Source organism: Pseudomonas segetis (assembly GCF_900188155.1).
Classification (GTDB): Bacteria; Pseudomonadota; Gammaproteobacteria; order Pseudomonadales; family Pseudomonadaceae; genus Aquipseudomonas; species Aquipseudomonas segetis.
On record NZ_FZOG01000007.1, the window covers coordinates 77,574 to 100,970 of the forward strand.

At 55.8% G+C, this 23,397-nt stretch carries 21 protein-coding genes; 7 read left to right on the forward strand and 14 right to left on the reverse strand.

What is annotated here, in order from left to right; genetic code table 11:
- The first annotated feature begins 37 nt into the window (after window positions 1-37).
- On the forward strand, window positions 38-943 hold the full coding sequence (locus tag CHB79_RS19035; RefSeq protein ID WP_010490033.1) for a hydroxymethylglutaryl-CoA lyase: 906 nt from the start codon (window positions 38-40) through the stop codon (window positions 941-943).
- A gap of 9 nt (window positions 944-952) precedes the next feature.
- Here the strand turns inward: CHB79_RS19035 and CHB79_RS19040 are convergent, their stop codons facing one another.
- A complete protein-coding gene (locus tag CHB79_RS19040) occupies window positions 953-1,744 on the reverse strand; it encodes an IclR family transcriptional regulator (protein ID WP_089361066.1) in 792 nt (263 codons plus the stop codon).
- A 267-nt stretch (window positions 1,745-2,011) separates the two neighbouring features.
- Between CHB79_RS19040 and CHB79_RS19045 the strand changes: the two genes are divergently transcribed.
- The 3 genes from CHB79_RS19045 to CHB79_RS19055 all read left to right on the forward strand — a co-directional run bounded on the left by CHB79_RS19045 (window position 2,012) and on the right by CHB79_RS19055 (window position 4,816).
- Window positions 2,012-3,352, forward strand: a complete 1,341-nt coding sequence (locus tag CHB79_RS19045) for a short-chain fatty acid transporter (RefSeq protein ID WP_089361067.1) — start codon at window positions 2,012-2,014, stop codon at window positions 3,350-3,352.
- 130 nt (window positions 3,353-3,482) lie between these two features.
- Window positions 3,483-4,181, forward strand: a complete 699-nt coding sequence (locus CHB79_RS19050) for a CoA transferase subunit A (RefSeq protein WP_089361068.1) — start codon at window positions 3,483-3,485, stop codon at window positions 4,179-4,181.
- A gap of 2 nt (window positions 4,182-4,183) precedes the next feature.
- On the forward strand, window positions 4,184-4,816 hold the full coding sequence (locus tag CHB79_RS19055) for a CoA transferase subunit B (protein WP_089361069.1): 633 nt from the start codon (window positions 4,184-4,186) through the stop codon (window positions 4,814-4,816).
- Window positions 4,817-4,909: 93 nt separating this feature from the next.
- On the opposite strand, the gene CHB79_RS19060 is transcribed toward CHB79_RS19055, so the two are convergent.
- Window positions 4,910-6,124 carry a PilT/PilU family type 4a pilus ATPase gene (locus CHB79_RS19060; RefSeq protein WP_089361070.1) on the reverse strand — a complete coding sequence of 405 codons (1,215 nt, stop codon included), beginning with the start codon at window positions 6,122-6,124 and terminating at the stop codon, window positions 4,910-4,912.
- 166 nt (window positions 6,125-6,290) lie between these two features.
- Here CHB79_RS19060 and CHB79_RS19065 point away from each other — a divergent pair, with 166 nt between their 5' ends.
- Window positions 6,291-6,569: a peptidylprolyl isomerase gene (locus tag CHB79_RS19065; RefSeq protein ID WP_010490046.1), complete on the forward strand. Its 279-nt coding sequence runs from the start codon at window positions 6,291-6,293 to the stop codon at window positions 6,567-6,569.
- Between the two features lie 68 nt (window positions 6,570-6,637).
- Here CHB79_RS19065 and CHB79_RS19070 read toward each other — a convergent pair whose 3' ends face one another.
- On the reverse strand, window positions 6,638-7,036 hold the full coding sequence (locus CHB79_RS19070; RefSeq protein WP_010490048.1) for a DUF1090 domain-containing protein: 399 nt from the start codon (window positions 7,034-7,036) through the stop codon (window positions 6,638-6,640).
- 442 nt (window positions 7,037-7,478) lie between these two features.
- Between CHB79_RS19070 and CHB79_RS19075 the strand changes: the two genes are divergently transcribed.
- Complete coding sequence (locus CHB79_RS19075; RefSeq protein WP_010490050.1) at window positions 7,479-9,068, forward strand: ABC-F family ATPase; 1,590 nt, start codon at window positions 7,479-7,481, stop codon at window positions 9,066-9,068.
- Between the two features lie 237 nt (window positions 9,069-9,305).
- Here CHB79_RS19075 and sucD read toward each other — a convergent pair whose 3' ends face one another.
- From sucD to sdhC, 9 genes are all read right to left on the reverse strand, one after another.
- Window positions 9,306-10,193, reverse strand: a complete 888-nt coding sequence (sucD, locus tag CHB79_RS19080) for a succinate--CoA ligase subunit alpha (RefSeq protein WP_010490052.1) — start codon at window positions 10,191-10,193, stop codon at window positions 9,306-9,308.
- A complete protein-coding gene (gene sucC / locus CHB79_RS19085; RefSeq protein WP_010490054.1) occupies window positions 10,193-11,359 on the reverse strand; it encodes an ADP-forming succinate--CoA ligase subunit beta in 1,167 nt (388 codons plus the stop codon). The genes sucD and sucC overlap by 1 nt, the downstream gene beginning before the upstream one ends.
- A 202-nt stretch (window positions 11,360-11,561) precedes the next feature.
- Entirely contained in the window at window positions 11,562-12,998 is a 1,437-nt protein-coding gene (lpdA, locus tag CHB79_RS19090) for a dihydrolipoyl dehydrogenase (RefSeq protein WP_010490056.1), read from the reverse strand.
- Between the two features lie 64 nt (window positions 12,999-13,062).
- Window positions 13,063-14,283, reverse strand: a complete 1,221-nt coding sequence (gene odhB / locus CHB79_RS19095) for a 2-oxoglutarate dehydrogenase complex dihydrolipoyllysine-residue succinyltransferase (RefSeq protein ID WP_089361071.1) — start codon at window positions 14,281-14,283, stop codon at window positions 13,063-13,065.
- 66 nt (window positions 14,284-14,349) lie between these two features.
- On the reverse strand, window positions 14,350-17,181 hold the full coding sequence (locus CHB79_RS19100) for a 2-oxoglutarate dehydrogenase E1 component (RefSeq protein WP_010490061.1): 2,832 nt from the start codon (window positions 17,179-17,181) through the stop codon (window positions 14,350-14,352).
- A gap of 254 nt (window positions 17,182-17,435) precedes the next feature.
- Window positions 17,436-18,140, reverse strand: a complete 705-nt coding sequence (locus tag CHB79_RS19105) for a succinate dehydrogenase iron-sulfur subunit (protein WP_010490063.1) — start codon at window positions 18,138-18,140, stop codon at window positions 17,436-17,438.
- Window positions 18,141-18,151: 11 nt separating this feature from the next.
- Complete coding sequence (gene sdhA, locus CHB79_RS19110; protein WP_010490065.1) at window positions 18,152-19,924, reverse strand: succinate dehydrogenase flavoprotein subunit; 1,773 nt, start codon at window positions 19,922-19,924, stop codon at window positions 18,152-18,154.
- A 3-nt stretch (window positions 19,925-19,927) separates the two neighbouring features.
- Window positions 19,928-20,296: a succinate dehydrogenase, hydrophobic membrane anchor protein gene (gene sdhD / locus CHB79_RS19115; protein WP_010490068.1), complete on the reverse strand. Its 369-nt coding sequence runs from the start codon at window positions 20,294-20,296 to the stop codon at window positions 19,928-19,930.
- Window positions 20,290-20,676: a succinate dehydrogenase, cytochrome b556 subunit gene (gene sdhC, locus CHB79_RS19120; RefSeq protein ID WP_176443230.1), complete on the reverse strand. Its 387-nt coding sequence runs from the start codon at window positions 20,674-20,676 to the stop codon at window positions 20,290-20,292. The genes sdhD and sdhC overlap by 7 nt, the downstream gene beginning before the upstream one ends.
- Before the next feature lie 351 nt (window positions 20,677-21,027).
- Here sdhC and gltA point away from each other — a divergent pair, with 351 nt between their 5' ends.
- Window positions 21,028-22,302 carry a citrate synthase gene (gltA, locus tag CHB79_RS19125; RefSeq protein WP_010490072.1) on the forward strand — a complete coding sequence of 425 codons (1,275 nt, stop codon included), beginning with the start codon at window positions 21,028-21,030 and terminating at the stop codon, window positions 22,300-22,302.
- Between the two features lie 81 nt (window positions 22,303-22,383).
- Here the strand turns inward: gltA and CHB79_RS19130 are convergent, their stop codons facing one another.
- Together CHB79_RS19130 and CHB79_RS19135 are read right to left on the reverse strand one after the other, a co-directional pair.
- Window positions 22,384-22,989, reverse strand: a complete 606-nt coding sequence (locus tag CHB79_RS19130) for an START domain-containing protein (protein WP_089361072.1) — start codon at window positions 22,987-22,989, stop codon at window positions 22,384-22,386.
- Between the two features lie 34 nt (window positions 22,990-23,023).
- A complete protein-coding gene (locus CHB79_RS19135) occupies window positions 23,024-23,284 on the reverse strand; it encodes a YkgJ family cysteine cluster protein (protein WP_010490076.1) in 261 nt (86 codons plus the stop codon).
- Between the last annotated feature and the right edge of the window lie 113 nt (window positions 23,285-23,397).

The following is a 23,397-nucleotide window of genomic DNA, read 5'->3' on the forward strand; positions in this document are numbered from 1 at the left end:
GATTTTAAAAATAGTTTAATCGCATTGGAGCTAGAGCATGACCCTGCCGCACTATGTTCGACTGGTTGAAGTTGGCCCGCGCGATGGCTTGCAGAATGAGAAGCAACCCATCAGCGTTGGCGACAAAGTCCGGCTGGTCGATGACCTGACCGATGCGGGCCTTGGCTACATTGAAGTCGGGAGTTTTGTCTCGGCCAAATGGGTGCCGCAAATGGCTGGCAGTGAAGAGGTGTTCGCCCAAATCCAGCAGCGCGCAGGCGTAACCTATGCGGCCCTGACACCGAATCTGCGCGGCTTCGAGAGCGCGCTTGCGGCTGGGGTCAAGGAAGTCGCCGTATTTGCTGCGGCATCCGAGTCGTTCTCACGGAAGAATATCAATTGCTCAATCAAGGACAGCCTGGAGCGCTTTGAACCTGTGATGCAGGCCGCCGAGCAACAGGGCATTCGTGTGCGCGGCTATGTATCCTGCGTGCTCGGCTGCCCCTATGAAGGCGAAATCGCGCCTGAACAGGTTGCCTGGGTCAGCAAGGCATTGCTTGATATGGGCTGCTATGAAATATCCCTTGGCGACACCATCGGCAAGGGCACCGCTGGCGCAACCCGCCACTTGCTCGACACCGTTGCTCGGCAAGTTCCACGACACAAGTTGGCCGGACACTTCCATGATACCTACGGCCAGGGTTTGAGCAACATCTATGCAAGCCTGCTCGAGGGCATCAGCGTGTTTGACAGCTCGGTTGCAGGCCTGGGCGGCTGCCCCTATGCCAAGGGCGCCACCGGCAATATTGCCACGGAAGACGTGGTCTATCTGCTCAACGGGTTGGGGATCGAGACCGGGATCGACCTGCACAAGCTCGCGGCAGCAGGCCAGCGAATCTGCAACCTGCTCGGCAAGACCAATGGCTCCCGGGCGGCCAGTGCCTTGCTGGCAGCCGCAGACTAAATGAAGCGGTTAGGATTTGACGTAACCCATCCGCCAACTGATGGCTTCTGCGGTTTGCCTGACACGCTCAGCCGCCATGCCCGCCTCGTCTGCATCAAACACCCTGGCCGAGCCGACAACGGTCAGTACCGCAGCGACGCGTCCATAGGCATCGAACACCGGCGCCGACAACGCATCAACGCCCGGCATCAGCATTCCATGCACCGCATGCAGCCCCTGCTCGCGAACTTGCTGTAGATGTTGCTGATACCGAGTGCTATCCGCCAGCGGATGATTGCAGTCAGCCTGCAACTCGTGTTCACGCAGCTGCCTCGTCTCGGCCTCCGGCAAGTAGGCAGCAAAGGTCAGGCCGGTCGCCGAACTCAACAACGGCAGCACCGAGCCGACCTTGGTCACCAGGGTCACAGCCCGGCTCGCCTGCTGCAACTGGACAACGGTTGCGCCTTTGTTGGCCCAGACAGCCAAAAAGCAGCTTTCATTGAGTGCATCACGCAACTCGGCCAAGGGCACTGCAGCAACCTTGAGTACATCCATGCTGGCCAACGCCGCCAAACCCACCATCAGCGCTTCACGACCAAGGGCGTAATGATTGGTCACTTGATCCTGCTGGGCAAAACCGCTGGCAATCAGTGCCTGGAGGTAGCGGTGAACCTTGCTTGCGGGCATCTGCACATGCTCAGCCAGATTCGACAGGGAGGTCGATGGGCTCAGCTCTGCCAGAGCCTTGAGGATATCGGTGCCAACCTCGGCCGAACGAACCTTATGCTTGTTCGAGACTTCACGACTCAAGGGCTTTTCCATTCAATGCTCGGTAGATGATGATGGCTTTATGGCTTGACGCAAAATTATACACAAATTACGTTAATCAAAATCTGATTACGACTATAGCCGCACAAGCCAATCCAGCGCCTCGCTATATACAACTAAACCAAGCCAGGACGCCCGATTTAGACCTTCTGCGTATAGCCTGGACAGTTTGATTCAGTAACACTGAGCACTCGCTGTCAAACCCGCTGCAACAAAGAACGCTATCTTGGTTGCAGGCATAACAACAACATAGGATCGACCATGCTTTCATCAATTACCACCTTGAGCGTAAAGCTTGTCCAGCGCTACCTGCCCTCACCTTTTGTCTTCGCCATTCTGCTGAGCCTGATCGTGCTGGTCGCCAGTATGCTCAGCACCGGCCAGAGCCTGCCGCAGATGGCCCAACACTGGGGCGGCGGTTTCTGGAACCTGTTGACCTTTGCCATGCAGATGGCCCTCATCCTGGTCACAGGCCATGCCCTGGCCAGCGCGCCCCTGATCCACCGCTTGCTTGGCGCCCTTGCTCGCGTCGCGAAGTCGCCTGGCCAAGCCATTGTTCTGGTGACCTTGGTGGCCTTGGCTGGCGCCTGGATCAACTGGGGTTTTGGCTTGGTCATTGGTGCGGTTTTCGCCCGCGCCCTGGCGCGTGAGGTCAAGGGCGTTGATTATCCACTGCTGGTGGCTTCCGCATATTCTGGCTTCCTGATCTGGCACGGCGGCCTGTCCGGCTCGATCCCGCTGTCGCTGGCCACCGGCGGTGCCGATCTGTCGCGGATGACCGGCGGCGTTGTGACCTCGGCCATTGGCGTGGGCGAAACCCTGTTCACGCCGATGAACCTGACCATTATTGCCCTGCTGGTTATCGGCCTGCCTTTACTCAACCGAGCGATGCATCCCGCCCTTCCGAAGGTTGCAGACCCAAGCCTTTTGGTGGATGCCGAAGACTCGGCACTGCCACGCGAAACGCCAGCACAGCGCCTGGATGACAGCCGTATCCTCAACCTGATCATTGTTGCGGTCGCGGTAATCTATTTCACCTATTACTTCATCAATAACGGCCTTGCCCTCAGCCTCAATATCGTTATTGGCCTGTTCCTCTTTGTTGGCCTGTTCCTGCATGGCTCGCCTGAGCGCTATATGCGAGCGGTACAAGATGGCATTGGCGGCATCAGTGGCATTGTCATCCAGTTTCCGTTCTATGCCGGGATCATGGGCATGATGGTTGGTGCAAATGCCGATGGCATCTCACTAGGCAAGCAGGTCACCGATGCATTTGTCACCTGGTCGAACGCTGACACCTTCCCGGTGCTGGCCTTCCTCAGCGCTGGCTTGGTCAACGTCTTCGTACCATCCGGTGGTGGCCAGTGGGCGGTCCAAGGCCCAATCATGCTGCCTGCGGGCCAGGCACTTGGGGTTGCACCGGCGGTAACCGCAATGGCCATTGCCTGGGGCGACGCCTGGACGAATATGATCCAACCCTTCTGGGCCTTGCCGTTGCTTGGCATCGCCGGGCTGGGTGCTCGCGACATCATGGGCTATTGTCTGCTGATGCTGGTCTACTCGGGCATTGTCATCTCAGGTTGCTTGTATTTTTTCGGCTGATAAAGCCCTTCTAGAGAACAGCAACAAAAGTCGGCGGATTGCTAGTAAATGTCGCTGCAGGTCAAGCCGCCGCAGCCCGGTTAACCTCTACTTATGGACCTAGCCGGGCACTCATCGAGGAGTTAATCAAATGAATAAAATCTACCCCAACGCCCAAGAGGCTCTCGCCGGATTGGTTGAAGACGGCATGACCCTGGCGGTCGGCGGTTTTGGCTTGTGCGGGATTCCCGAGGCGCTGATTGCAGCACTGCGCGAGACCGGCAAACGCAAACTGACAGTGATCAGCAACAACGCCGGGGTCGACGGTTTTGGCCTGGGGCTTCTGCTTGAAAGCCGGCAAATCAGCAAGATGATTTCTTCCTATGTCGGCGAGAACAAGGAGTTCGAGCGCCAGTACCTTGCCGGCGAGCTTGAGCTCGAATTCACCCCGCAAGGCACCCTGGCTGAAAAGCTGCGGGCAGGCGGCGCTGGCATCCCTGCGTTCTACACCAAGACGGGCTACGGCACGCTGGTTGCCGAAGGCAAGGAAACCCGCGAGTTTGACGGCGAGTGGTATGTGATGGAGCGGTCACTGACCGCTGATATCGCCCTGGTCAAGGCCTGGAAAGCCGACAAGTCAGGAAACTTGGTGTTCAGCAAGACGGCGCGTAACTTCAACCCACTGGCCGCAGCCGCAGGCAAGGTTTGCATTGTCGAGGTAGAGGAAATCGTCGAAACCGGCGAGCTTGAGGCAGACCATATCCATCTGCCGGGTATCTACGTACAGCGTCTGGTGCTCAATAAGTCGCCGGAAAAACGCATCGAACAACGCACACTGCGGAGCGCTTAATCATGGCCTGGACACGTGAACAAATGGCGCAACGCGCCGCACAGGAGCTCAACGACGGCTTCTACGTAAACCTTGGCATCGGCCTGCCAACCCTGGTTGCCAACTACATCCCGCAAGGCATGGACGTGTGGCTGCAAAGCGAAAACGGCCTGATGGGCATCGGCCCTTTCCCTACCGAAGCCGAAGTCGACCCCGACCTGATCAACGCAGGCAAACAAACCATTACCACCCTGCCCGGCAGCGCTTTTTTTGATAGCGCCGCAAGCTTTGCGATGATCCGCGGCGGCCACATCAACCTGTCGATCCTGGGCGCGATGCAGGTTTCTGAAAAAGGTGATCTGGCCAACTGGATGATTCCCGGCAAGATGGTTAAGGGCATGGGCGGCGCCATGGATCTGGTCGCCGGGGTCAAGCGTGTGGTGGTGCTGATGGAGCACACCGCCAAAGGTGGCGCCCACAAGATTCTACCCAACTGCGACTTGCCGCTGACAGGCGTCGGCGTGGTTGACCGTATCATTACCGACCTTGCGGTGCTTGATGTGACCGAACAAGGCATGCGCGTCGTTGAGCTGGCCGATGGTGTCAGCTTTGAAGAGCTGCAAGCTGCGACCGGCTGCACCTTGTTGCGCGACTGAACAGCCTCGCCCTGACAGCAAAAAGCCCGGCATGCCGGGCTTTTTGTTGCGCTGCTTGAAAACCGGCTTAAGTAGACTCGCGGTTTTCGGGCATTAGATACCTTGCCTGCCCGGATCTTCCGGCGGGGTATCCACTTCAATGTCTTCAAGCTTCAACTCAAGTCCCCAGTCGGCTGCATCAGCAGTCGGTGCAGGTTTTGCCTGGGCAACCGGCGCCGCTGCCGGGGTTGCTGCAGGCGCAGCGGGTGTTTCGCGATAGAGCTTCAACTTAAGCCGAACGTTGTTTGCAGAATCGGCGTTTTTAACTGCCTCTTCCTCATCAATCGCACCTTGATTAACCAAGTCGATCAAGGCCTGATCGAAGGTCTGCATGCCCAGGTTTTTCGATTTCTCCATGATTTCCTTGATCTCGGAGAACTCGTTGCGCTTGATCAGATCGCGCACCGTCGGCGTGCCCAATAGCACTTCGACCGCCGCGCGCCGCTTGCCGTCCGTGGTCTTGACCAGCCGCTGGGACACGAACGCCTTGAGGTTGTTACCCAGATCATTCAGCAGTTGCGGCCGGCGGTCTTCGGGGAAGAAGTTGATAATCCGGTCGAGCGCCTGATTGGCGTTGTTGGCGTGTAAGGTGGAAATAGCCAAATGACCGGTATCGGCAAATGCCAGCGCGTGCTCCATGGTTTCGCGGTCACGAATCTCGCCGATAAGGATCACATCCGGTGCCTGGCGCAGGGTGTTTTTCAGCGCCGCATGGAAGCTGCGCGTATCAACGCCGACTTCACGCTGGTTGATGATCGACTTCTTGTGCCGGTGCACGTATTCAACCGGGTCTTCAATGGTGATGATATGCCCGCCACTGTTGCGATTGCGGTAATCAATCAAGGCCGCCAGCGAGGTCGACTTGCCTGAACCGGTGCCGCCGACAAACAAAACCAGGCCACGTTTTTCCATCACGGTACTGAGCAGCACTTCTGGCAGTTTCAGGTCTTCAAACTTGGGAATATCGAGCTTGATGTTCCGCGCCACGATCGAGACTTCATTGCGCTGCTTGAAGATATTGATCCGAAAGCGCCCCACTCCCGGCACAGACATCGCCAGGTTCATTTCCAGCTCACGCTCGAACTCTTCACGCTGGGCAACGTCCATGATGGCATCCGCCACCGCAGCAATATCGCCAGGCTTTAACGGCTCTGCGCTCAAGGCCTTGAGCATGCCGTTGAACTTGGCGCAAGGCGGAGCCCCTGTCGACAGGTACAAATCAGAGCCGTCTTGGCTGGCCAGAATTTTGAGTAACGATTGAATGTCCATGTGTGCGTCCGCAAGACAGGTTCTATAACAGTAGGCGAGTTCTGAGGGTCGATAACTCCAGTGTGCAGCCCCCAGATTCACTGCCATCTAGATGTTCGCCGGGATAATTTCAGCGATTTGCTAAATACTGGCACAATACGGCGCATGAACCTGTGAGGAACCGCCCATGGCCAAAGCAATGGCTAAACATATTTTGGTGAAAACTGAAGCCGAAGCGGCTCAACTGAAGAAACGCCTGGCTGCGGGCGAAGCGTTCGACGTACTGGCGCGCAAGTACTCGACTTGCCCTTCGGGCAAGCGTGGTGGTGATCTGGGCGAGGTTCGCCCGGGGCAAATGGTCCGTGCGATCGATCAGGTGATCTTCAAAAAGCCGCTACGCGAAGTCCATGGCCCGATCAAAAGCCAGTTTGGTTACCACCTTGTTCAGGTGTTTTTCCGCGACTGATCCCCCTCAACGCCCACAAATGCGGGCGTTTGGGTCGTAAGCCAAGTCAGAATCAGGAGGCGACTGGATTATTTCTCCAACTCTTGCAACGCCTCATCCAGTTCCTCACGGGCCTCGGCGAGTTTTTCCTTACGTTTGTTGATCTTTTCAAGATCGCCTTTCTTCATGGCTTCATCAAGATCGGACTTGCGTTCGCTGACTTCGTGCTTGGCGTCAAGAACGGCCTTTTCACGGTCTTTCCTAAGCGATTCATCGGTACAGTTTTCATTGATTTCACTGAGCGCTTTTTCCAAACCAGCCTGCTGGTTGGTATTGCCGTGGGATTTTGCAAACTCCAGTTTCTCGATGATGTCCTGCTTCTTGGCGGCACAACCCTTGAGGGTTTCAGGCGCCTGCTCGGCAGCAATCACCGGCACAGCCAATAGGCTGCACAGGGTCAAGATCGACAAGGGGGTAAAAATTTTCATAAAAGATCCATCTAGAATAACAATAGGTGCGATGCGCTAACGCATGCTCAACAAGTGTCATGCTAGCAGGCCCCAGCCCCCAAAGGGACATCATCTCGCACGCTTGCGTAGCAGGAATTTGTTTATATTTCCGGATGTTGACCCAAGTCAGCCCATAAACAAACAGCCCGCCATTAAGGCGAGCGATTTGATAGCACCAACAATCCCGTTGCCTGCCACCGTGCAACTGTAGTCTCACCTATGCGACAATAGGCGTAATGTCTGGCATCACCCCCGCATTCATTTCCCAGCAGCTCAGCCAACCTGTGCCGACGCTGCTCTTTTAGTATGCACGCTGGATCGACTCAAGCTCCGGCCGGAGCTGACTGGAAAAGCCAGGTTTTGGTATCAAATGGGTATCAGGCCAATCCAGACACATCTAAGTTATTGATAGGTAAGCCCTTTGATCTCCACCGCTAACATCACCATGCAGTTCGGCGCCAAGCCACTGTTCGAGAACGTTTCCGTCAAATTTGGCAACGGCAACCGCTATGGCCTGATCGGTGCCAATGGCTGTGGCAAGTCGACCTTCATGAAGATCCTCGGTGATGATCTTGAACCGTCGAGCGGCCAGGTGATGCTTGAGCCAAACGTACGCCTGGGTAAGCTTCGCCAGGACCAATTCGCCTACGAAGAATTCAACGTGATCGATACCGTGATCATGGGCCACGCCGAGTTGTGGCGGGTCAAGGCTGAGCGTGACCGAATCTACTCGCTGGCTGAAATGACCGAAGAAGACGGCATGGCTGTCGCCGAGTTGGAAACCGAGTTCGCGGAAATGGACGGCTACACCGCCGAATCCCGCGCTGGCGAGTTGTTGCTTGGCCTGGGCATTCCGCTGGCCCAGCACTTTGGTCCGATGAGCGAAGTAGCACCAGGCTGGAAGCTGCGGGTATTGCTGGCCCAGGCGTTGTTCTCCGACCCGGATGTGTTGCTGCTCGACGAACCGACCAACCACCTGGATATCAACACCATCCGCTGGCTGGAGAACATTCTCACGGCGCGTAACAGCACCATGATCATCATTTCTCACGACCGTCACTTCCTCAACAGCGTCTGCACCCACATGGCGGACCTGGATTACGGCGAACTACGCCTGTTCCCGGGTAACTACGATGAGTACATGACAGCGGCGACCCAATCGCGCGAACAGTTGCTCGCCGACAACGCCAAGAAGAAGGCACAGATCAGCGAACTGCAAAGTTTCGTTAGCCGCTTCTCGGCCAACGCCTCGAAAGCCAAGCAAGCCACTTCACGCGCCAAGCAGATCGACAAGATCCAACTGGCTGAAGTCAAGCCGTCGAGCCGTATCAGCCCGTTTATCCGCTTTGAACAGACTAAAAAACTGCATCGTCAGGCAGTGACTGTCGAGCACATGGCCAAGGGGTTTGATGGCAAGACCTTGTTCAAGAACTTCAGTTTTACCGTTGAAGCGGGTGAGCGCGTGGCGATCATCGGCCCTAACGGTATCGGCAAGACCACCCTGCTGCGCACCCTGATGGGTGAACTGACGCCGGACGCAGGCTCGGTGAAGTGGACGGAAAGCGCTGAGCTGGGTTACTACGCCCAGGACCATGCCCATGACTTTGAAGATGACCTCACGCTGTTTGAGTGGATGGGTCAATGGACTCAAGGCGGTGAGCAACTGGTACGCGGTACCTTGGGCCGCATGCTGTTCTCCAACGATGACATCCTCAAGTCAGTCAAGGTGATCTCCGGTGGAGAGCAAGGCCGCATGCTGTTCGGCAAGCTGATCCTCAACAAGCCTAACGTGCTGATCATGGATGAACCGACCAACCACTTGGACATGGAATCCATCGAAGCCCTCAACCTGGCGCTGGAAAACTACCCGGGTACGCTGATTTTCGTCAGCCACGACCGTGAGTTCGTAGGCTCGCTGGCCACCCGTATCATCGAGCTGAGCGACAGCGGCGTGACCGACTTTAGCGGCACCTACGATGATTACCTGCGTAGCCAGGGCGTTATCGTCTAAGCGCCCTGCTCTACAGCAAAAAGCCCGCTCTTGTAGCGGGCTTTTTGCTGCGTGTATGACTTGGGCAGCTAGGCTATTGGCGGACAGAAAAGCGCTGTCCGTCCTACGACACCCGTAGGGCGTGACAACGCGAAGCTTGTCCACCATGGGCAGACGATGATCAAGGTCCATCGCCAATAATTCTTTCCCAATAAAAAAGGCCACCCGAAGGTGGCCTCTTTCCAGACAAAAAAGCGATTATGCTTTTTTGACTTCCCAACCAGTCAGCTCAGCCAGGGCTTTGCCGATGTCAGCCAGGGAACGCACGGTTTTAACGCCAGCGTCTTGCAGGGCAGCAAACTTCTCGTCTGCAGTGCCCTTGCCGCCAGAGATGATTGCACCAGCGTGACCCATACGCTTGCCCGCAGGAGCGGTAACACCAGCGATGTAGGAAACGACAGGCTTGGTCACATTGGCCTTGATGTAGGCAGCGGCTTCTTCTTCAGCCGAACCGCCGATCTCACCGATCATAACGATCGCTTCGGTCTTTGGATCTTCCTGGAACAGCTTCAGGATGTCGATGAAGTTGGAGCCTGGGATCGGGTCACCACCGATACCAACGCAAGTCGACTGACCGAAACCGGCGTCAGTAGTCTGCTTGACAGCTTCGTAAGTCAGGGTGCCGGAGCGCGACACGATACCGACTTTGCCTGGCAAGTGGATATGGCCTGGCATGATGCCGATCTTGCACTCGCCCGGAGTGATAACACCTGGGCAGTTAGGACCGATCAGGACAACGCCCAGCTCGTCACACTTAACCTTGGCTTCAAGCATGTCGATAGTAGCAATACCTTCGGTAATGCAAACGATCAGCTTGATACCGCCCATTGCTGCTTCCAGGATCGAGTCCTTGCAGAATGGGGCAGGTACGTAGATAACGCTGGCAGTAGCGCCAGTGGTTTCTACAGCTTCTTTAACAGTGTTGAACACTGGCAGGCCCAGGTGAGTTGAACCACCCTTGCCTGGAGTCACGCCGCCAACCATTTGGGTGCCGTAGGCGATGGCTTGTTCGGAGTGGAAGGTACCCTGCGAGCCGGTGAAGCCCTGGCAGATTACTTTGGTATCTTTATTGATCAGGACGCTCATTACTTGCCCTCCGCAGCTTTGACGACTTGCTCAGCAGCGTCGGTCAAGCTGGTTGCCGCGATGATGTTCAGGCCACTTTCAGCCAGGACTTTAGCGCCCAGCTCAGCGTTGTTACCTTCAAGGCGAACAACAACCGGAATCTTAACGCCGACTTCTTTCACAGCGCCGATGATGCCTTCGGCAATCATGTCGCAACGAACGATACCGCCGAAGATGTTAACCAGAACGGCTTTAACATTGTCATCCGAGAGGATGATCTTGAACGCTTCGGTAACGCGCTCTTTGGTCGCGCCGCCACCAACGTCCAGGAAGTTGGCTGGCTGACCGCCGTGCAGGTTGACGATGTCCATGGTACCCATGGCCAGGCCAGCGCCGTTGACCATGCAGCCGATGTTACCTTCAAGGGCAACATAGTTCAGTTCGAACTTGGCAGCGTGGGCTTCGCGTGGATCGTCCTGCGACGGGTCATGCATGGCGCGCAGCTTAGGCTGGCGGTACATGGCGTTGCTGTCGATGTTGATCTTGGCGTCCAGGCAGTGCAGGTTGCCGTCAGCCTTGATTACCAGCGGGTTCACTTCCAGCAGCGCCAGGTCGTAGTCCTGGAACAGCTTGGCCAGGCCAACGAAGATCTGGGTGAATTGCTTGATCTGGTTACCTTCCAGGCCCAGCTGGAAAGCCAACTCGCGCCCCTGGAATGGCTGAGCGCCAACCAGTGGATCGATAGTTGCCTTGAGGATTTTCTCAGGGGTGTCGTGTGCCACTTTCTCGATGTCTACGCCACCTTCAGTGGACGCCATGAACACGATACGACGGCTGGAACGATCGACTACAGCGCCCAGGTACAGTTCCTTGGCGATGTCAGTGCAGGATTCAACCAGGATCTTGCTGACAGGCTGGCCGCTGGCGTCAGTCTGGTAAGTCACCAGACGCTTGCCCAGCCAGTTGGCTGCGAATGCCTTGGCATCTTCTTTGCTCTTGACCAGCTTCACGCCGCCCGCTTTACCGCGGCCGCCAGCGTGGACCTGGGCTTTAACAACCCACTCATTGCCACCAATTTTGTCGCAAGCTTCTGCGGCTTCTTCTGGGGTGTCTACTGCGAAGCCTTGGGATACGGGCAGGCCGTATTCAGCGAATAGCTGCTTACCCTGATACTCGTGGAGATTCATGCTTGTCTACCGTCTTCGTTTAGGTATTGCGCATTCGGTGCTGCAATTTAATGCCGCACCACCTGTGACCGCCATCTTGAGCAGTCCGACGTACATTCCGCGCTTGACCGGAGTCAAACACGGGCAGTAGTCGTGGTTCTTTTTGTCCAGTAACCGATGGGCCTGCCGTGTAGGCAGACCCAGGGGTTAATAGTCAGTTCACTTAGCGTTTTTTGCGATTGGCAATGTGAATGGCGCCGCCATTTACTGCCAATGCTGCTTCGTGCAACGCTTCGGAAAGGGTTGGGTGCGAGAACACCATCATCCCTAAATCTTCGGCACTGGTGCCGAATTCCATGCCGATTGCACCCTGCTGAACCAACTCAGCAGCGCTTGGGCCAATGACGTGAACGCCCAACACGCGATCAGTCTTGGCATCGGCAATAACCTTGACCATGCCGCCGGTGTCATTTGCAGCCATTGCACGACCACTGGCCGCGAATGGGAAAGTACCGACATTTACAGCAATCCCGTCAGCCTTGAGCTGTTGTTCGGTTTTACCAACCCACGCGATTTCCGGGTGAGTGTAGATAACCGATGGGATCAAGTCATAGTTCATTTGAGCTTTGTGACCGGCGATACGCTCGGCAACCATCACGCCCTCTTCCGAGGCTTTGTGCGCGAGCATTGCACCACGAACCACGTCACCAATGGCATATACGCCTGGAACGCTGGTTTCGCACTGGTCGTTGACGAAGATGAAACCACGCTCATCCATGTCAACACCGCTGTCAGCTGCCAGCAGATCAGTGGTCACAGGACGACGGCCAACCGCGACGATCAGCTTGTCGAAAGTCATTTTCTGCTCGCCATCGGCGTCGGTGAAGCTCACGGTCACTTGCTTCTTCTTCACTTCAGAAGCAGTCAGGCGTGCGCCCAGCAGAATTTTCAGACCCTGCTTGGTCAGGGTTTTCATCGCTTCCTTGGAGATCTGGTCATCAGCTGCTGGCAGGAACTTGTCCTGAGCTTCGATTACAGTCACCTGCGAACCCAGGCGAGACCAAACCGAACCCAACTCCAGGCCAATAACGCCAGCGCCGATAACGCCCAGGGTCTTAGGTACAGCCTGGAAGTCCAGGGCGCCGGTCGAGTCAACGATAACGTCCTGGTCAACAGGTGCTGGTGGGATATCGATCGGCTTGGAGCCTGAAGCGATGATCACATTACCGGCTTCAACAATCTGAGTAGTGCCGTCTTGGGCAGTGACTTCAACTTGCTTGCCAGACAACAGCTTGCCGTGGCCTTCAAGCAGGGTAACGCCGTTGGCCTTGAACAGGGTAGCAACGCCGCCAGTCAGGTTCTTGACGATGGTGTCCTTGCGACCAACCATTGCAGGCACGTCCATGCTCACGCCTTTGGCAGTGATACCGTGGACGGCAAAGCCTTCTTGGGCTTCGTGGTACTTCCACGAGCTGTCGAGCAGGGCCTTGGAAGGAATGCAACCTACGTTCAGGCAGGTACCGCCCAGGGCGATCTTGCCAGCTTTATCCTGATACTTCTCGATACAGGCAGTCTTCAAGCCCAGTTGCGCCGCCTTGATTGCAGCTACATAACCGCCAGGGCCGGCACCGATGACTACCACGTCGAATTTCTGAGACATTACTGATTCCTTCTCAAATAAACCGGGCGGCTCCTTGTGAGAGCCGCCAAGGGAGAAACTGGGTTTAGATATCCAGCAGCAGGCGTGCAGGATCTTCCAGCAGGTTCTTGATGGTCACCAGGAAGGTCACGGCTTCCTTACCATCGATCAGGCGGTGATCGTAAGACAGCGCCAGGTACATCATAGGACGAATAACAACCTGACCATTGATCGCCATCGGGCGCTGCAGGATATTGTGCATACCCAAGATAGCAGCTTGCGGCGGGTTAACGATCGGTGTCGACATCATCGAACCAAAAGTACCACCGTTGGTGATGGTGAAGGTACCGCCAGTCATCTCGTCAATCGACAGTTTGCCGTCGCGGGCTTTCTTGCCGAAAGTGGCGATGCCGTTTTCGATTTCAGCCAGGCTCATCGACTCGGCGTTACGCAGCACAGGTACAACCAGGCCACGGTCGCTCGACACAGCAACGCCAACGTCGGCGTAGCCGTGGTAAACGATGTCGGAACCGTCGATCGAAGCGTTTACAGCCGGGAAGCGCTTGAGTGCTTCGGTGGCTGCCTTGACGAAGAACGACATGAAGCCCAGGCGTACGCCATTGTGCGACTTCTCGAACAGGTCCTTGTACTTCGAACGCAGTGCCATGACTTCAGTCATGTCGACTTCGTTGAAAGTGGTCAACATCGCCATGTTCGATTGAGCTTCAACCAGACGCTCGGCAACCTTGGCGCGCAGACGGGTCATTGGTACGCGCTTTTCAACGCGATCACCAACAGCCATCGCCGGGGCGCTGGCAGGTGCAGCAGCCGGCTTGGCGGCTGGCGCGTTTTTCTTGGCTTCAACAGCTGCGACAACGTCTTCTTTAGTGACGCGACCGCCTTTGCCGGTACCTGTGATGCTGCTTGGGTTGATGCCGTTTTCTTCAGCCAGCTTGCGAGCAGCAGGCGAAAGGATTTGGTCGTCGTCACCAGCAGCCGGCGCGGCAGCAGGTGCCTCTGCCTTGGCAGCAGGAGCCGAGGCAGCGGCAGCCGGAGCAGCGGCGGCAGCGCCTTCGTTCAGGCGGCCCAGCAGTTCGTTGCTCAGTACGGTGTCGCCTTCGTTCTTGACCACTTCAGCGATAACGCCGTCGGCTTCAGCCAATACTTCGATAACAACTTTGTCCGTTTCGATGTCAACAATCAGCTCATCGCGCTTGACTGCGTCGCCCGGCTTTTTGTGCCAAGTGGCAACGGTACCGTCAGCAACCGATTCCGGGAAAGTTGGGGCATTAATATCGATAGCCATTGTGTGTGTCCTTAAATTCGGTTTTCAACGAGGCGGCCTACTCAGGCCGCCTCTTGCGCTCGGGCGTTAAACAGTAAAAGCGTCTTGCAGCAGTTTTTCCTGCTGCTCGGCGTGCAACGATGCATAACCGCATGCTGGAGATGCAGAACCTTCACGGCCGGCATACTCAAGAACCAGGGTTTTCTTATGCGCAGCAACCACACGGCGCATGTGATGCTGGCTGCAATACCAGGCACCTTGGTTCATCGGCTCTTCCTGACACCAGACGATGTGCTTGAGGTTCTTGTACGCAGCAAGCGCCTCAGTCAGATCTTCTTCAGGGAACGGATAGAGCTGTTCGAGCCGTACGATTGCAATGTTGTTCAAACCTTCAGCGCGACGCTTTTCGAGCAAGTCGTAATAGACCTTGCCGCTACACATCACGACACGGTCAACCTTCTTCGGATCGAGTGCATCGACCTCTGGAATCACCGTCTGGAACGAACCTTCGGCCAGATCTTCCAGCGTCGAGATTGCCAATTTGTGGCGCAACAGCGACTTAGGCGTCAATACGACCAATGGCTTGCGCAGCGGGCGAATCACCTGGCGACGCAGCAAGTGGTAGATCTGGGCCGGGGTGGTCGGTACGCAAACCTGCATATTGTGCTCGGCACAAAGTTGCAGATAACGCTCCAAGCGCGCCGAGGAGTGCTCTGGCCCCTGCCCTTCATAACCATGGGGCAAGAGTATGGTCAGACCACAGAGACGACCCCACTTGGTTTCACCGCTGGAGATGAACTGGTCGAATACAACCTGGGCACCGTTGGCGAAGTCACCGAATTGCGCTTCCCAGATAACCAGGCCATTTGGCGTGGTTGTGGAATAACCGTATTCGAACGCCAGCACTGCTTCTTCAGACAGGAACGAGTCGTACAGATCGAAATCCGGTTGCTCGTTATACAGTTTCTGAAGTGGCACGTAGGTGCTGCCATCCTTTTGGTTGTGCAACACAGCATGACGGTGCGAGAAGGTACCGCGACCCACGTCCTGACCGGTAATACGGATCGGATGGCCTTCGAACAACAGGGTGGCGTACGCCATGGTTTCGGCGTAACCCCAGTTGATCGGCAAAGCACCGGCGGTCATCTTCTGGCGATCTTCGTAGATCTTCGAAACCTGGCGCTGAACCACGAAGCCGTCTGGAGTTTCCAGCAGCTTGGCCGACAGCTCTTGCAAGGTCTTCAGATCGAAACGGGTGTCGTGACGCGCAGTCCAGGCGTGGCCCAGATACGGACGCCAATCAACGAACAGCTCTTTGTTAGGCTCTTTGACCAAGCTCTTCACAACATGCTGGCCGTTATCCAGTGCCGCGCGATATTCATCGCTCTTGGCCTGAACTTCCTCGGCGGTCTGGCGCGATGCATTGATCAACATCTCGGCATACAGCTCACGGGTGGTGCGCTGCTTGGCGATTTGCTGATACATCAGCGGCTGGGTGCCGTTCGGCTCGTCGGCTTCGTTGTGACCGCGACGACGGTAGCAGACGAGGTCAATAACCACGTCGCGCTTGTACTGCATGCGGTAGTCGACAGCCATCTGCGTGACAAACAACACGGCTTCCGGATCATCGCCATTTACATGGAAGATCGGTGCCTGGATCATTTTCGCCACATCAGTGCAGTACTCGGTGGAACGAGCATCGTCTACACGGCTGATGGTGAAGCCAACCTGGTTATTGATGACGATATGGATGGTGCCGCCAGTCTTGAAGCCGCGAGTCTGCGACATCTGGAAGGTTTCCATGACCACGCCCTGACCTGCAAAGGCAGCATCACCGTGGATGGAAATTGGCAGAACCTTGTCACCCACATCATCGCTGCGGCGGTCTTGACGGGCACGTACAGAGCCCTCGACAACCGGCGAGACGATTTCAAGGTGAGACGGGTTGAATGCAAGCGCCAGGTGGACTTCGCCACCCGCTGTCATCACGTTCGAGGAGAAACCCTGGTGATACTTGACGTCACCCGAGCTCAGGCCTTCGGTCTTCTTGCCTTCGAATTCGTCGAACAGGTCGCGCGGATTCTTGCCGAAGGTGTTGACCAATACGTTGAGGCGACCACGGTGGGCCATGCCGATGACAATTTCCTTGGTGCCATAGGAGCCACTGCGCTGGATGATTTCATCAAGCAACGGGATCAGGCTCTCGCCACCTTCGAGGCCAAAGCGCTTGGTGCCCGGGTATTTGGTACCCAGGTACTTCTCCAAACCTTCAGCCGCAGTCAGGCGCTCAAGCACATGGCCTTGCACTTCCGCGGAATATTGGGGACGACCACGAACGCTTTCCAGGCGCTGCTGGAACCAGCTGCGCTGCTCGGAATCGACGATGTGGGTAAATTCTGCGCCAATGGTGCGGCAATATGTCTGCTGCAACGCTTCGAGAATTTCCCGCAAACTTGCCTCTTCCTTGCCGATAACAAGGCCACCCGTGCGGAACGTGGTGTCCATGTCAGCGTCGGTCAGGCTGTAGTGATTGATCGACAGGTCAGCCGGCAGCGGGCGCTGCCAAAGACCCAGCGGATCAAGCTGCGCAGCCTGATGACCACGCATGCGGTAGGCCTGAATCAGACGCAGAACCTCGACTTGCTTTTTCTCGTGCTCGCTGCTGACGCTAGCGGCAGAAACCGGTTGCGCACGGGCTTTGTTTTTAGCGAGCAGGACGAAATGGTCGCGAATCGTGGAGTGCGATACGTCTGTTGTGGCGCCACCATCGGCCGGTAACTTCTGAAAGTAAGTGCGCCACTCTTCTGGCACAGCGTTGGGATCGTGCAGGTAAAGCTCATAGAGCTCTTCCACATAGGCAGCGTTTCCACCGGATAGGTGGGCACTGTCCCACATGCGCTGCATCACGCTTTCTTGCATGCTTGGTCACCCTCGGTTAGGGGACACCACCGGCGTAGAAACCGCGTGGGCTTTCGAAGTCCTGATGCAGCGACCTCGGTAAAGCCACCACGGATCCCGCAGATAGTCCGGGCTCCGGCCCAGATGCCCCTGCTGGTCGTCATAATATTTCAAAATAAGAACCGCGGCTTTTTGAGCTGCGATTCTGGCTATAACTGCGGCATCGCATGAAGCACGATACCGCAGGCGTTACAGGTCTAGCAGAAAACGATGAATCAAGTACCGCTTTGCAACAACATACCGCGAATGTGGCCGATTGCCTTGGTCGGGTTCAGACCCTTGGGGCAAACGCTCACACAGTTCATGATGCTGCGGCAGCGGAACACACTGAATGGATCATCCAATGCCGACAAACGTTCAACTGTTTTTGTATCACGGCTGTCAGCCAGGAAACGATAGGCTTGCAGCAGTGCAGCAGGACCGAGGAACTTATCAGGGTTCCACCAGAACGACGGGCAGCTGGTTGAGCAGCAAGCGCACAGGATGCACTCGTACAGACCGTCCAGCTTCTCGCGTTCTTCAGGGCTCTGCAGGCGCTCGATAGCCGGCGTTGGCGTATCGTTCTGCAAAAACGGCTGAACCTTCTCGTACTGCTTATAGAAGATGCTCATATCGACAACCAGGTCACGAATGACTGGCAAACCTGGCAGAGGACGAATCACCAGCTTGTTGTTTTTCACCACAGCCGACAGCGGCGTGATGCAAGCCAGACCATTCTTGCCATTGATGTTCATGCCATCGGAGCCACACACGCCCTCACGGCAAGAACGACGATAGGAGAAGCCTTCGTCCTGTTCTTTCACCAGCGCCAGAACGTCAAGAACCATGATGTCCTTGCCGCCTGTATCGATCTGGAAGTCCTGCATGAACGGCGCGGAGTCGCTCTCAGGGTTATAGCGATAAACACTTACTTGCAACATATCAGCCACCCTTAGTAAGTCCGGATCTTAGGTTCAAAGGTCGGAACTGTCTTCGGCGAGAAGTTGACGGCACGCTTGGCTACGCGCTTTTCACCTGGGAAGTACAGGGAATGGCACAGCCAGTTTTCGTCATCACGATCTTCGAAGTCTTCACGAGCATGGGCACCGCGAGACTCTTTACGTGTCTCGGCAGCAACAGCGGTCGCTTCAGCAACTTCAAGAAGGTTTTGCAGTTCCAGGGCTTCGATACGGGCAGTATTGAAAGCCTGACTCTTGTCAGCGATCTTGACGTTCGCGATCCGCTCACGCAGGTCGGCCAATTGGGTAATGCCCTTCTGCATGTATTCGCCAGTACGGAATACACCGAAGTAGTTCTGCATGCAGCTTTGCAGCTCTTTACGCAACGGGGCTACATCTTCGCCAGTGGTACGTTCGTTAACGCCCGCCAAGCGACCCAGCGACTGTTCAATGTCAGTTGCGCTGGCATTGCGATGCTCAACACCTTCTTTAAGCGATTTTTCGAGGTGCAGGCCAGCAGCACGGCCGAATACCACCAGGTCAAGCAGCGAGTTGCCGCCCAGGCGGTTAGCGCCGTGCACCGATACACACGCCACTTCACCCACGGCAAACAGACCTTCGATGATCTTGTCGTTGCCGTTGGCATCCTGAGTGATCGCCTGGCCATGAATGTTGGTGGCAACGCCGCCCATCATATAGTGGCAGGTAGGAACAACCGGGATCGGGGTTACAGCAGGGTCAACGTGAGCGAAGGTCTTGGACAGCTCAACGATGCCTGGCAGACGGCTCAGCAGGACTTCTTCGCCCAGGTGATCCATCTTCAGCATTACGTGGTCGCCATCAGGACCACAACCGTTACCGGCAATGATCTCTTTAACCATCGAACGTGCAACAACGTCGCGACCAGCAAGGTCTTTGGCGTTTGGCGCATAACGCTCCATGAAACGCTCGCCGTGCTTGTTGATCAGGTAACCACCCTCACCCCGGCAACCTTCGGTTACCAGTACACCAGCGCCGGCAATACCGGTCGGGTGGAACTGCCACATTTCGATGTCCTGAACCGGAACACCCGCACGCAGCGCCATGCCAATGCCGTCGCCGGTGTTGATCAGGGCGTTGGTGGTGGACGAATAGATACGACCAGCGCCACCAGTTGCCAGAACCACGGCCTTGGCACGGATATAAACGGTTTCGCCGTTTTCAAGGCAGATTGCGATTACACCGACAATGACGCCGTCCTGGTTCTTGACCAGGTCTACCGCGTACCACTCGTTGAGGAACGAGGTACCAGCCTTGAGGTTACCCTGATAAAGGGTGTGCAACAGCGCGTGGCCTGTACGGTCGGCAGCTGCGCAAGTACGAGCAGCCTGGCCGCCCTTACCAAAATCTTTCGACTGACCACCGAATGGACGCTGATAGATGCGGCCGGTTTCAGTACGGGAGAATGGCAGCCCCATGTGCTCGAGCTCGAACACAGCTTCCGGACCTACAGAACACATGTATTCGATAGCGTCCTGGTCACCGATATAGTCGGAACCCTTGACGGTATCGTACATGTGCCAGCGCCAATCATCGTTCGGGTCAGCCGAGGCGATCGCACAGGTAATACCGCCCTGGGCCGATACAGTGTGCGAACGGGTTGGGAAAACCTTGGTGACTACTGCGGTTTTGTGACCGCCTTGAGCCAGTTGCAGTGCGGCACGCATGCCTGCACCGCCGCCACCAATGATGATGGCGTCATAGGAAAGTGTACGAATGCTAGTCATGGATCAGATACCCCAAAGAATCTGCACGCCCCAGACGAAAAACGCGAACATGGCAATGCCACACGCAGCCTGGAACAGAAAACGCACGGCCGTAGCCCACTTACCGACAGCCATGCTGGTCAGGTAGTCAGTGGAGATTGTCCACATACCAACCCAGGCATGAACGCTAAGCGAGACTAAAGTCAGCAAGCTGAAGATGCGCATTGCTTGATTGGAGAACAGACCATGCCAGTCGGCATAACCCATGCCAGGATGGGCGATCACATAACCCAGCAAAAACAGTACATAAGCCGCGAGCACGACTGCTGAAACGCGTTGTGCCATCCAGTCATACAGACCCGAACGCGACAAGTTAGTGACATTAGTTACCATATCCATACCCCCAGCAGCAGAATCATGACCGCTGCGACAGCGAGTACGATTTTCGAGCCCAATGCACCGCCCTCGAGCGATTCACCGATGCCCATGTCCATGATGATGTGGCGTACGCCAGCCACCAGGTGGTACAGCAAGGCGGACAACAATGCCCAAATCACGAACTTAGCCAAAGGGCTAGTCAGGCATTCTTTCACCTCGGCAAAGCCTTCCTCTGAGGCAAGCGACTTGTCGAGCGCATAGAGCAACACGGCAATGCCGACAAAGAGGATGACACCGGAGATACGGTGAAGAATGGACGTGTAAGCGGTGATTGGGAGCTTGATAGTCCTAAGGTCTAGGTTTACAGGTCGTTGGCTATTCACGGCTTTTTTTATCACACTGAGAGCCCCGAAGTTGCAGGGCAAAGTTGTCGGGAGGTGCACTGGTCAGGTACCCATCACCCAAGGAGTGAAAACCACCAGATACAGGGTTAAAAGCCCTTAGTGGTTGGCCGCAGAGTATAGACAGTTAGGTTACTAATGACAACGGACCAGCCTATCCTTCGTGCAGATTGCGCGGATTATTTAAATCACGTAAAAGCGCAACTTATCCTTAATAATCAGCAGCCAACAGGCTCTACCCCATAGTGTTTTAGCAAATTGACTTTAGAATTTATCCCACTATAGTGGTGCGGGCCCTGCGTGGGGGGCTGTCTGATGATATCAAGCATAACTAGGAGGCCACACATGGCTGACAAAAAAGCGCAGTTGGTCATCGAGGGCGCTGCCCCCGTCGAGCTGCCTATTTTAACCGGCACCGTTGGTCCCGATGTAATAGATGTAAGAGGCTTAACAGCCACGGGCCGCTTCACTTTTGATCCGGGCTTTATGTCCACCGCGTCTTGCGAGTCGCAAATCACCTACATCGATGGTGAACAAGGCATTCTGCTTCACCGCGGTTATCCGATCGAACAGCTCGCCGAGAAAGCTGACTACCTGGAAACCTGCTACCTGCTGCTCAATGGCGAACTGCCTGACGAAGCGCAAAAAGCTCAATTTGTAACCACCATCAAGAACCACACCATGGTTCACGAGCAGTTGAAGACCTTCTTCAACGGCTTCCGTCGCGATGCACACCCGATGGCCATCATGTGTGGCGTGGTTGGCGCCCTCTCCGCCTTCTATCACGACTCCCTGGACATCAAGAACCCGCATCACCGTGAAGTCTCGGCCATGCGCCTGATTTCCAAGATGCCGACCCTTGCAGCGATGACCTACAAGTACTCCATGGGCCAACCCATGATGTACCCGCGTAATGACCTCAATTACGCTGAAAACTTCCTGCACATGATGTTCAACACCCCGTGCGAAATTAAGCCGATCAGCCCGGTTCTGGCCAAGGCCATGGATAAGATCTTTATCCTCCACGCCGACCACGAACAGAACGCATCGACTTCAACCGTTCGCCTGGCTGGCTCCTCCGGCGCCAACCCCTTTGCCTGTATCGCGGCCGGTATCGCTGCACTTTGGGGGCCTGCTCACGGCGGCGCCAACGAAGCCGTACTGAGCATGCTTGATGAGATCGGTGATGTTTCGAACATCGATGCCTTCATCGCCAAGGCCAAGGACAAGAACGATCCGTTCAAGCTCATGGGCTTCGGGCACCGCGTCTACAAGAACCGCGACCCGCGCGCCACCGTGATGAAGCAGACCTGCGATGAAGTTCTAAAGGAGCTGGGCATTACCAATGACCCACAACTGGAACTGGCAATGCGTCTCGAAGAGATTGCACTGACCGATCCATACTTTATCGAGCGCTCGCTCTACCCGAACGTAGACTTCTACTCGGGCATCATCCTCAAGGCAATCGGTATCCCAACCAGCATGTTTACAGTGATTTTCGCACTGGCACGCACTGTTGGCTGGATCTCGCACTGGAAAGAAATGCTCGAAAGCCCGTACAAGATTGGCCGTCCACGCCAGCTGTACACCGGTAAGGAGCAGCGCGATATCAATAGATAAGCCAACCAGGCCTGTTTAATCGCGTAAAAAAGGCTGCCAACTGGCAGCCTTTTTTGTGGGCAACGGGAGAACACCGCCGGGTTATTTCTTCTCGGCCAGTTCGCGGTAGTTTTTCAGGGTATTGAACGGCGCATCGACCACGAACTTGTTGGCCAGCCACGATGGCACGCTACCGCCTGGCTCGGTATGCACCTCATACACCACTTCGACTTCGCCAGCCTTTTTCGGCGTAAAGACCCAGCGACCTTCCAGCTCGCTGACCCTGACAAAGCCTTTTTCTGGCGGCAGGTAATCAGGCACCCCGTGCATCACCCGGGTCGCGCCGCCATTGGCATCCTGCCTGGTGGTGACTTCCATGACCGAGTCACGCGGAGTTACCGGCCATGGTGTGTTGAATTGAGCATAGGTCCAGGTTTTATCACCTTCGTGCTTGAGCATTTTTTGCATCTTGCACTCATGAATCCATGCACAGGAACCGGCTACATCATTTTGCAGCTTGAGTAGTGTCGGTAAATCGGCCTTGACTGTCGTCACACCGCGATAGGCCTTGTATTCCGAGCCCTTCACATCACTCAGATAAACCTTGATCCCGGCTTCATCCTTCACCAGGTTCCAGTCCTGCCCATGGGCGGTACTTACAGCCAGGACTGTAACGCCAGCCACTAACAACCGTGTAAACAGAGCCATTATTTCTCCCAGGCGTTTGCCTGCTGGTAATTGATTAACACGCCACAGCGGTAGAGCCTTCAAGCCAGGCGAGCAAACGTATTGCGTCTTCCCGAGTGTCGCCACATACCTCTATATCCGCATTGAATGCAGAACAGACTGCGGGACGCTCGGGCTGACCGAAGATCATGCAGAAATTGGCCTCATCCAACTGAACGCAACGCACACCTGCAGGTTTGCCGTTGGGCATTCCCGGAATGGGTGAGCTGATCGAAGGAGAGATGCAGCAAGCGCCACAGCCAGCACGGCATTTCATGACCCGAAAACCCTCTATTAAAAGCATAATCACGACAGGTCGCCGATTTTACCTGGCCGCAGGCGAAATGAGCAGCATTGCGAGTTAAGGTCCCACTCAAAGGCCGTCGACTG

Bases quoted from the DNA above. Each gene is read 5' to 3' on its own strand.
- CHB79_RS19050 (WP_089361068.1), top strand. From the start codon at position 3,483: ATGAATAAAATCTACCCCAACGCCCAAGAGGCTCTCGCCGGATTGGTT.
- sucD (WP_010490052.1), bottom strand. From the start codon at position 10,193: ATGAGCGTCCTGATCAATAAAGATACCAAAGTAATCTGCCAGGGCTTC.
- sdhA (WP_010490065.1), bottom strand. From the start codon at position 19,924: ATGACTAGCATTCGTACACTTTCCTATGACGCCATCATCATTGGTGGC.
- CHB79_RS19055 (WP_089361069.1), top strand. From the start codon at position 4,184: ATGGCCTGGACACGTGAACAAATGGCGCAACGCGCCGCACAGGAGCTC.
- sucC (WP_010490054.1), bottom strand. From the start codon at position 11,359: ATGAATCTCCACGAGTATCAGGGTAAGCAGCTATTCGCTGAATACGGC.
- sdhD (WP_010490068.1), bottom strand. From the start codon at position 20,296: ATGGTAACTAATGTCACTAACTTGTCGCGTTCGGGTCTGTATGACTGG.
- odhB (WP_089361071.1), bottom strand. From the start codon at position 14,283: ATGGCTATCGATATTAATGCCCCAACTTTCCCGGAATCGGTTGCTGAC.
- CHB79_RS19045 (WP_089361067.1), top strand. From the start codon at position 2,012: ATGCTTTCATCAATTACCACCTTGAGCGTAAAGCTTGTCCAGCGCTAC.
- CHB79_RS19040 (WP_089361066.1), bottom strand. From the start codon at position 1,744: ATGGAAAAGCCCTTGAGTCGTGAAGTCTCGAACAAGCATAAGGTTCGT.
- CHB79_RS19130 (WP_089361072.1), bottom strand. From the start codon at position 22,989: ATGGCTCTGTTTACACGGTTGTTAGTGGCTGGCGTTACAGTCCTGGCT.
- CHB79_RS19100 (WP_010490061.1), bottom strand. From the start codon at position 17,181: ATGCAAGAAAGCGTGATGCAGCGCATGTGGGACAGTGCCCACCTATCC.
- lpdA (WP_010490056.1), bottom strand. From the start codon at position 12,998: ATGTCTCAGAAATTCGACGTGGTAGTCATCGGTGCCGGCCCTGGCGGT.
- CHB79_RS19070 (WP_010490048.1), bottom strand. From the start codon at position 7,036: ATGAAAATTTTTACCCCCTTGTCGATCTTGACCCTGTGCAGCCTATTG.
- CHB79_RS19060 (WP_089361070.1), bottom strand. From the start codon at position 6,124: ATGGACATTCAATCGTTACTCAAAATTCTGGCCAGCCAAGACGGCTCT.
- CHB79_RS19135 (WP_010490076.1), bottom strand. From the start codon at position 23,284: ATGAAATGCCGTGCTGGCTGTGGCGCTTGCTGCATCTCTCCTTCGATC.
- gltA (WP_010490072.1), top strand. From the start codon at position 21,028: ATGGCTGACAAAAAAGCGCAGTTGGTCATCGAGGGCGCTGCCCCCGTC.
- CHB79_RS19035 (WP_010490033.1), top strand. From the start codon at position 38: ATGACCCTGCCGCACTATGTTCGACTGGTTGAAGTTGGCCCGCGCGAT.
- CHB79_RS19105 (WP_010490063.1), bottom strand. From the start codon at position 18,140: ATGTTGCAAGTAAGTGTTTATCGCTATAACCCTGAGAGCGACTCCGCG.
- CHB79_RS19065 (WP_010490046.1), top strand. From the start codon at position 6,291: ATGGCCAAAGCAATGGCTAAACATATTTTGGTGAAAACTGAAGCCGAA.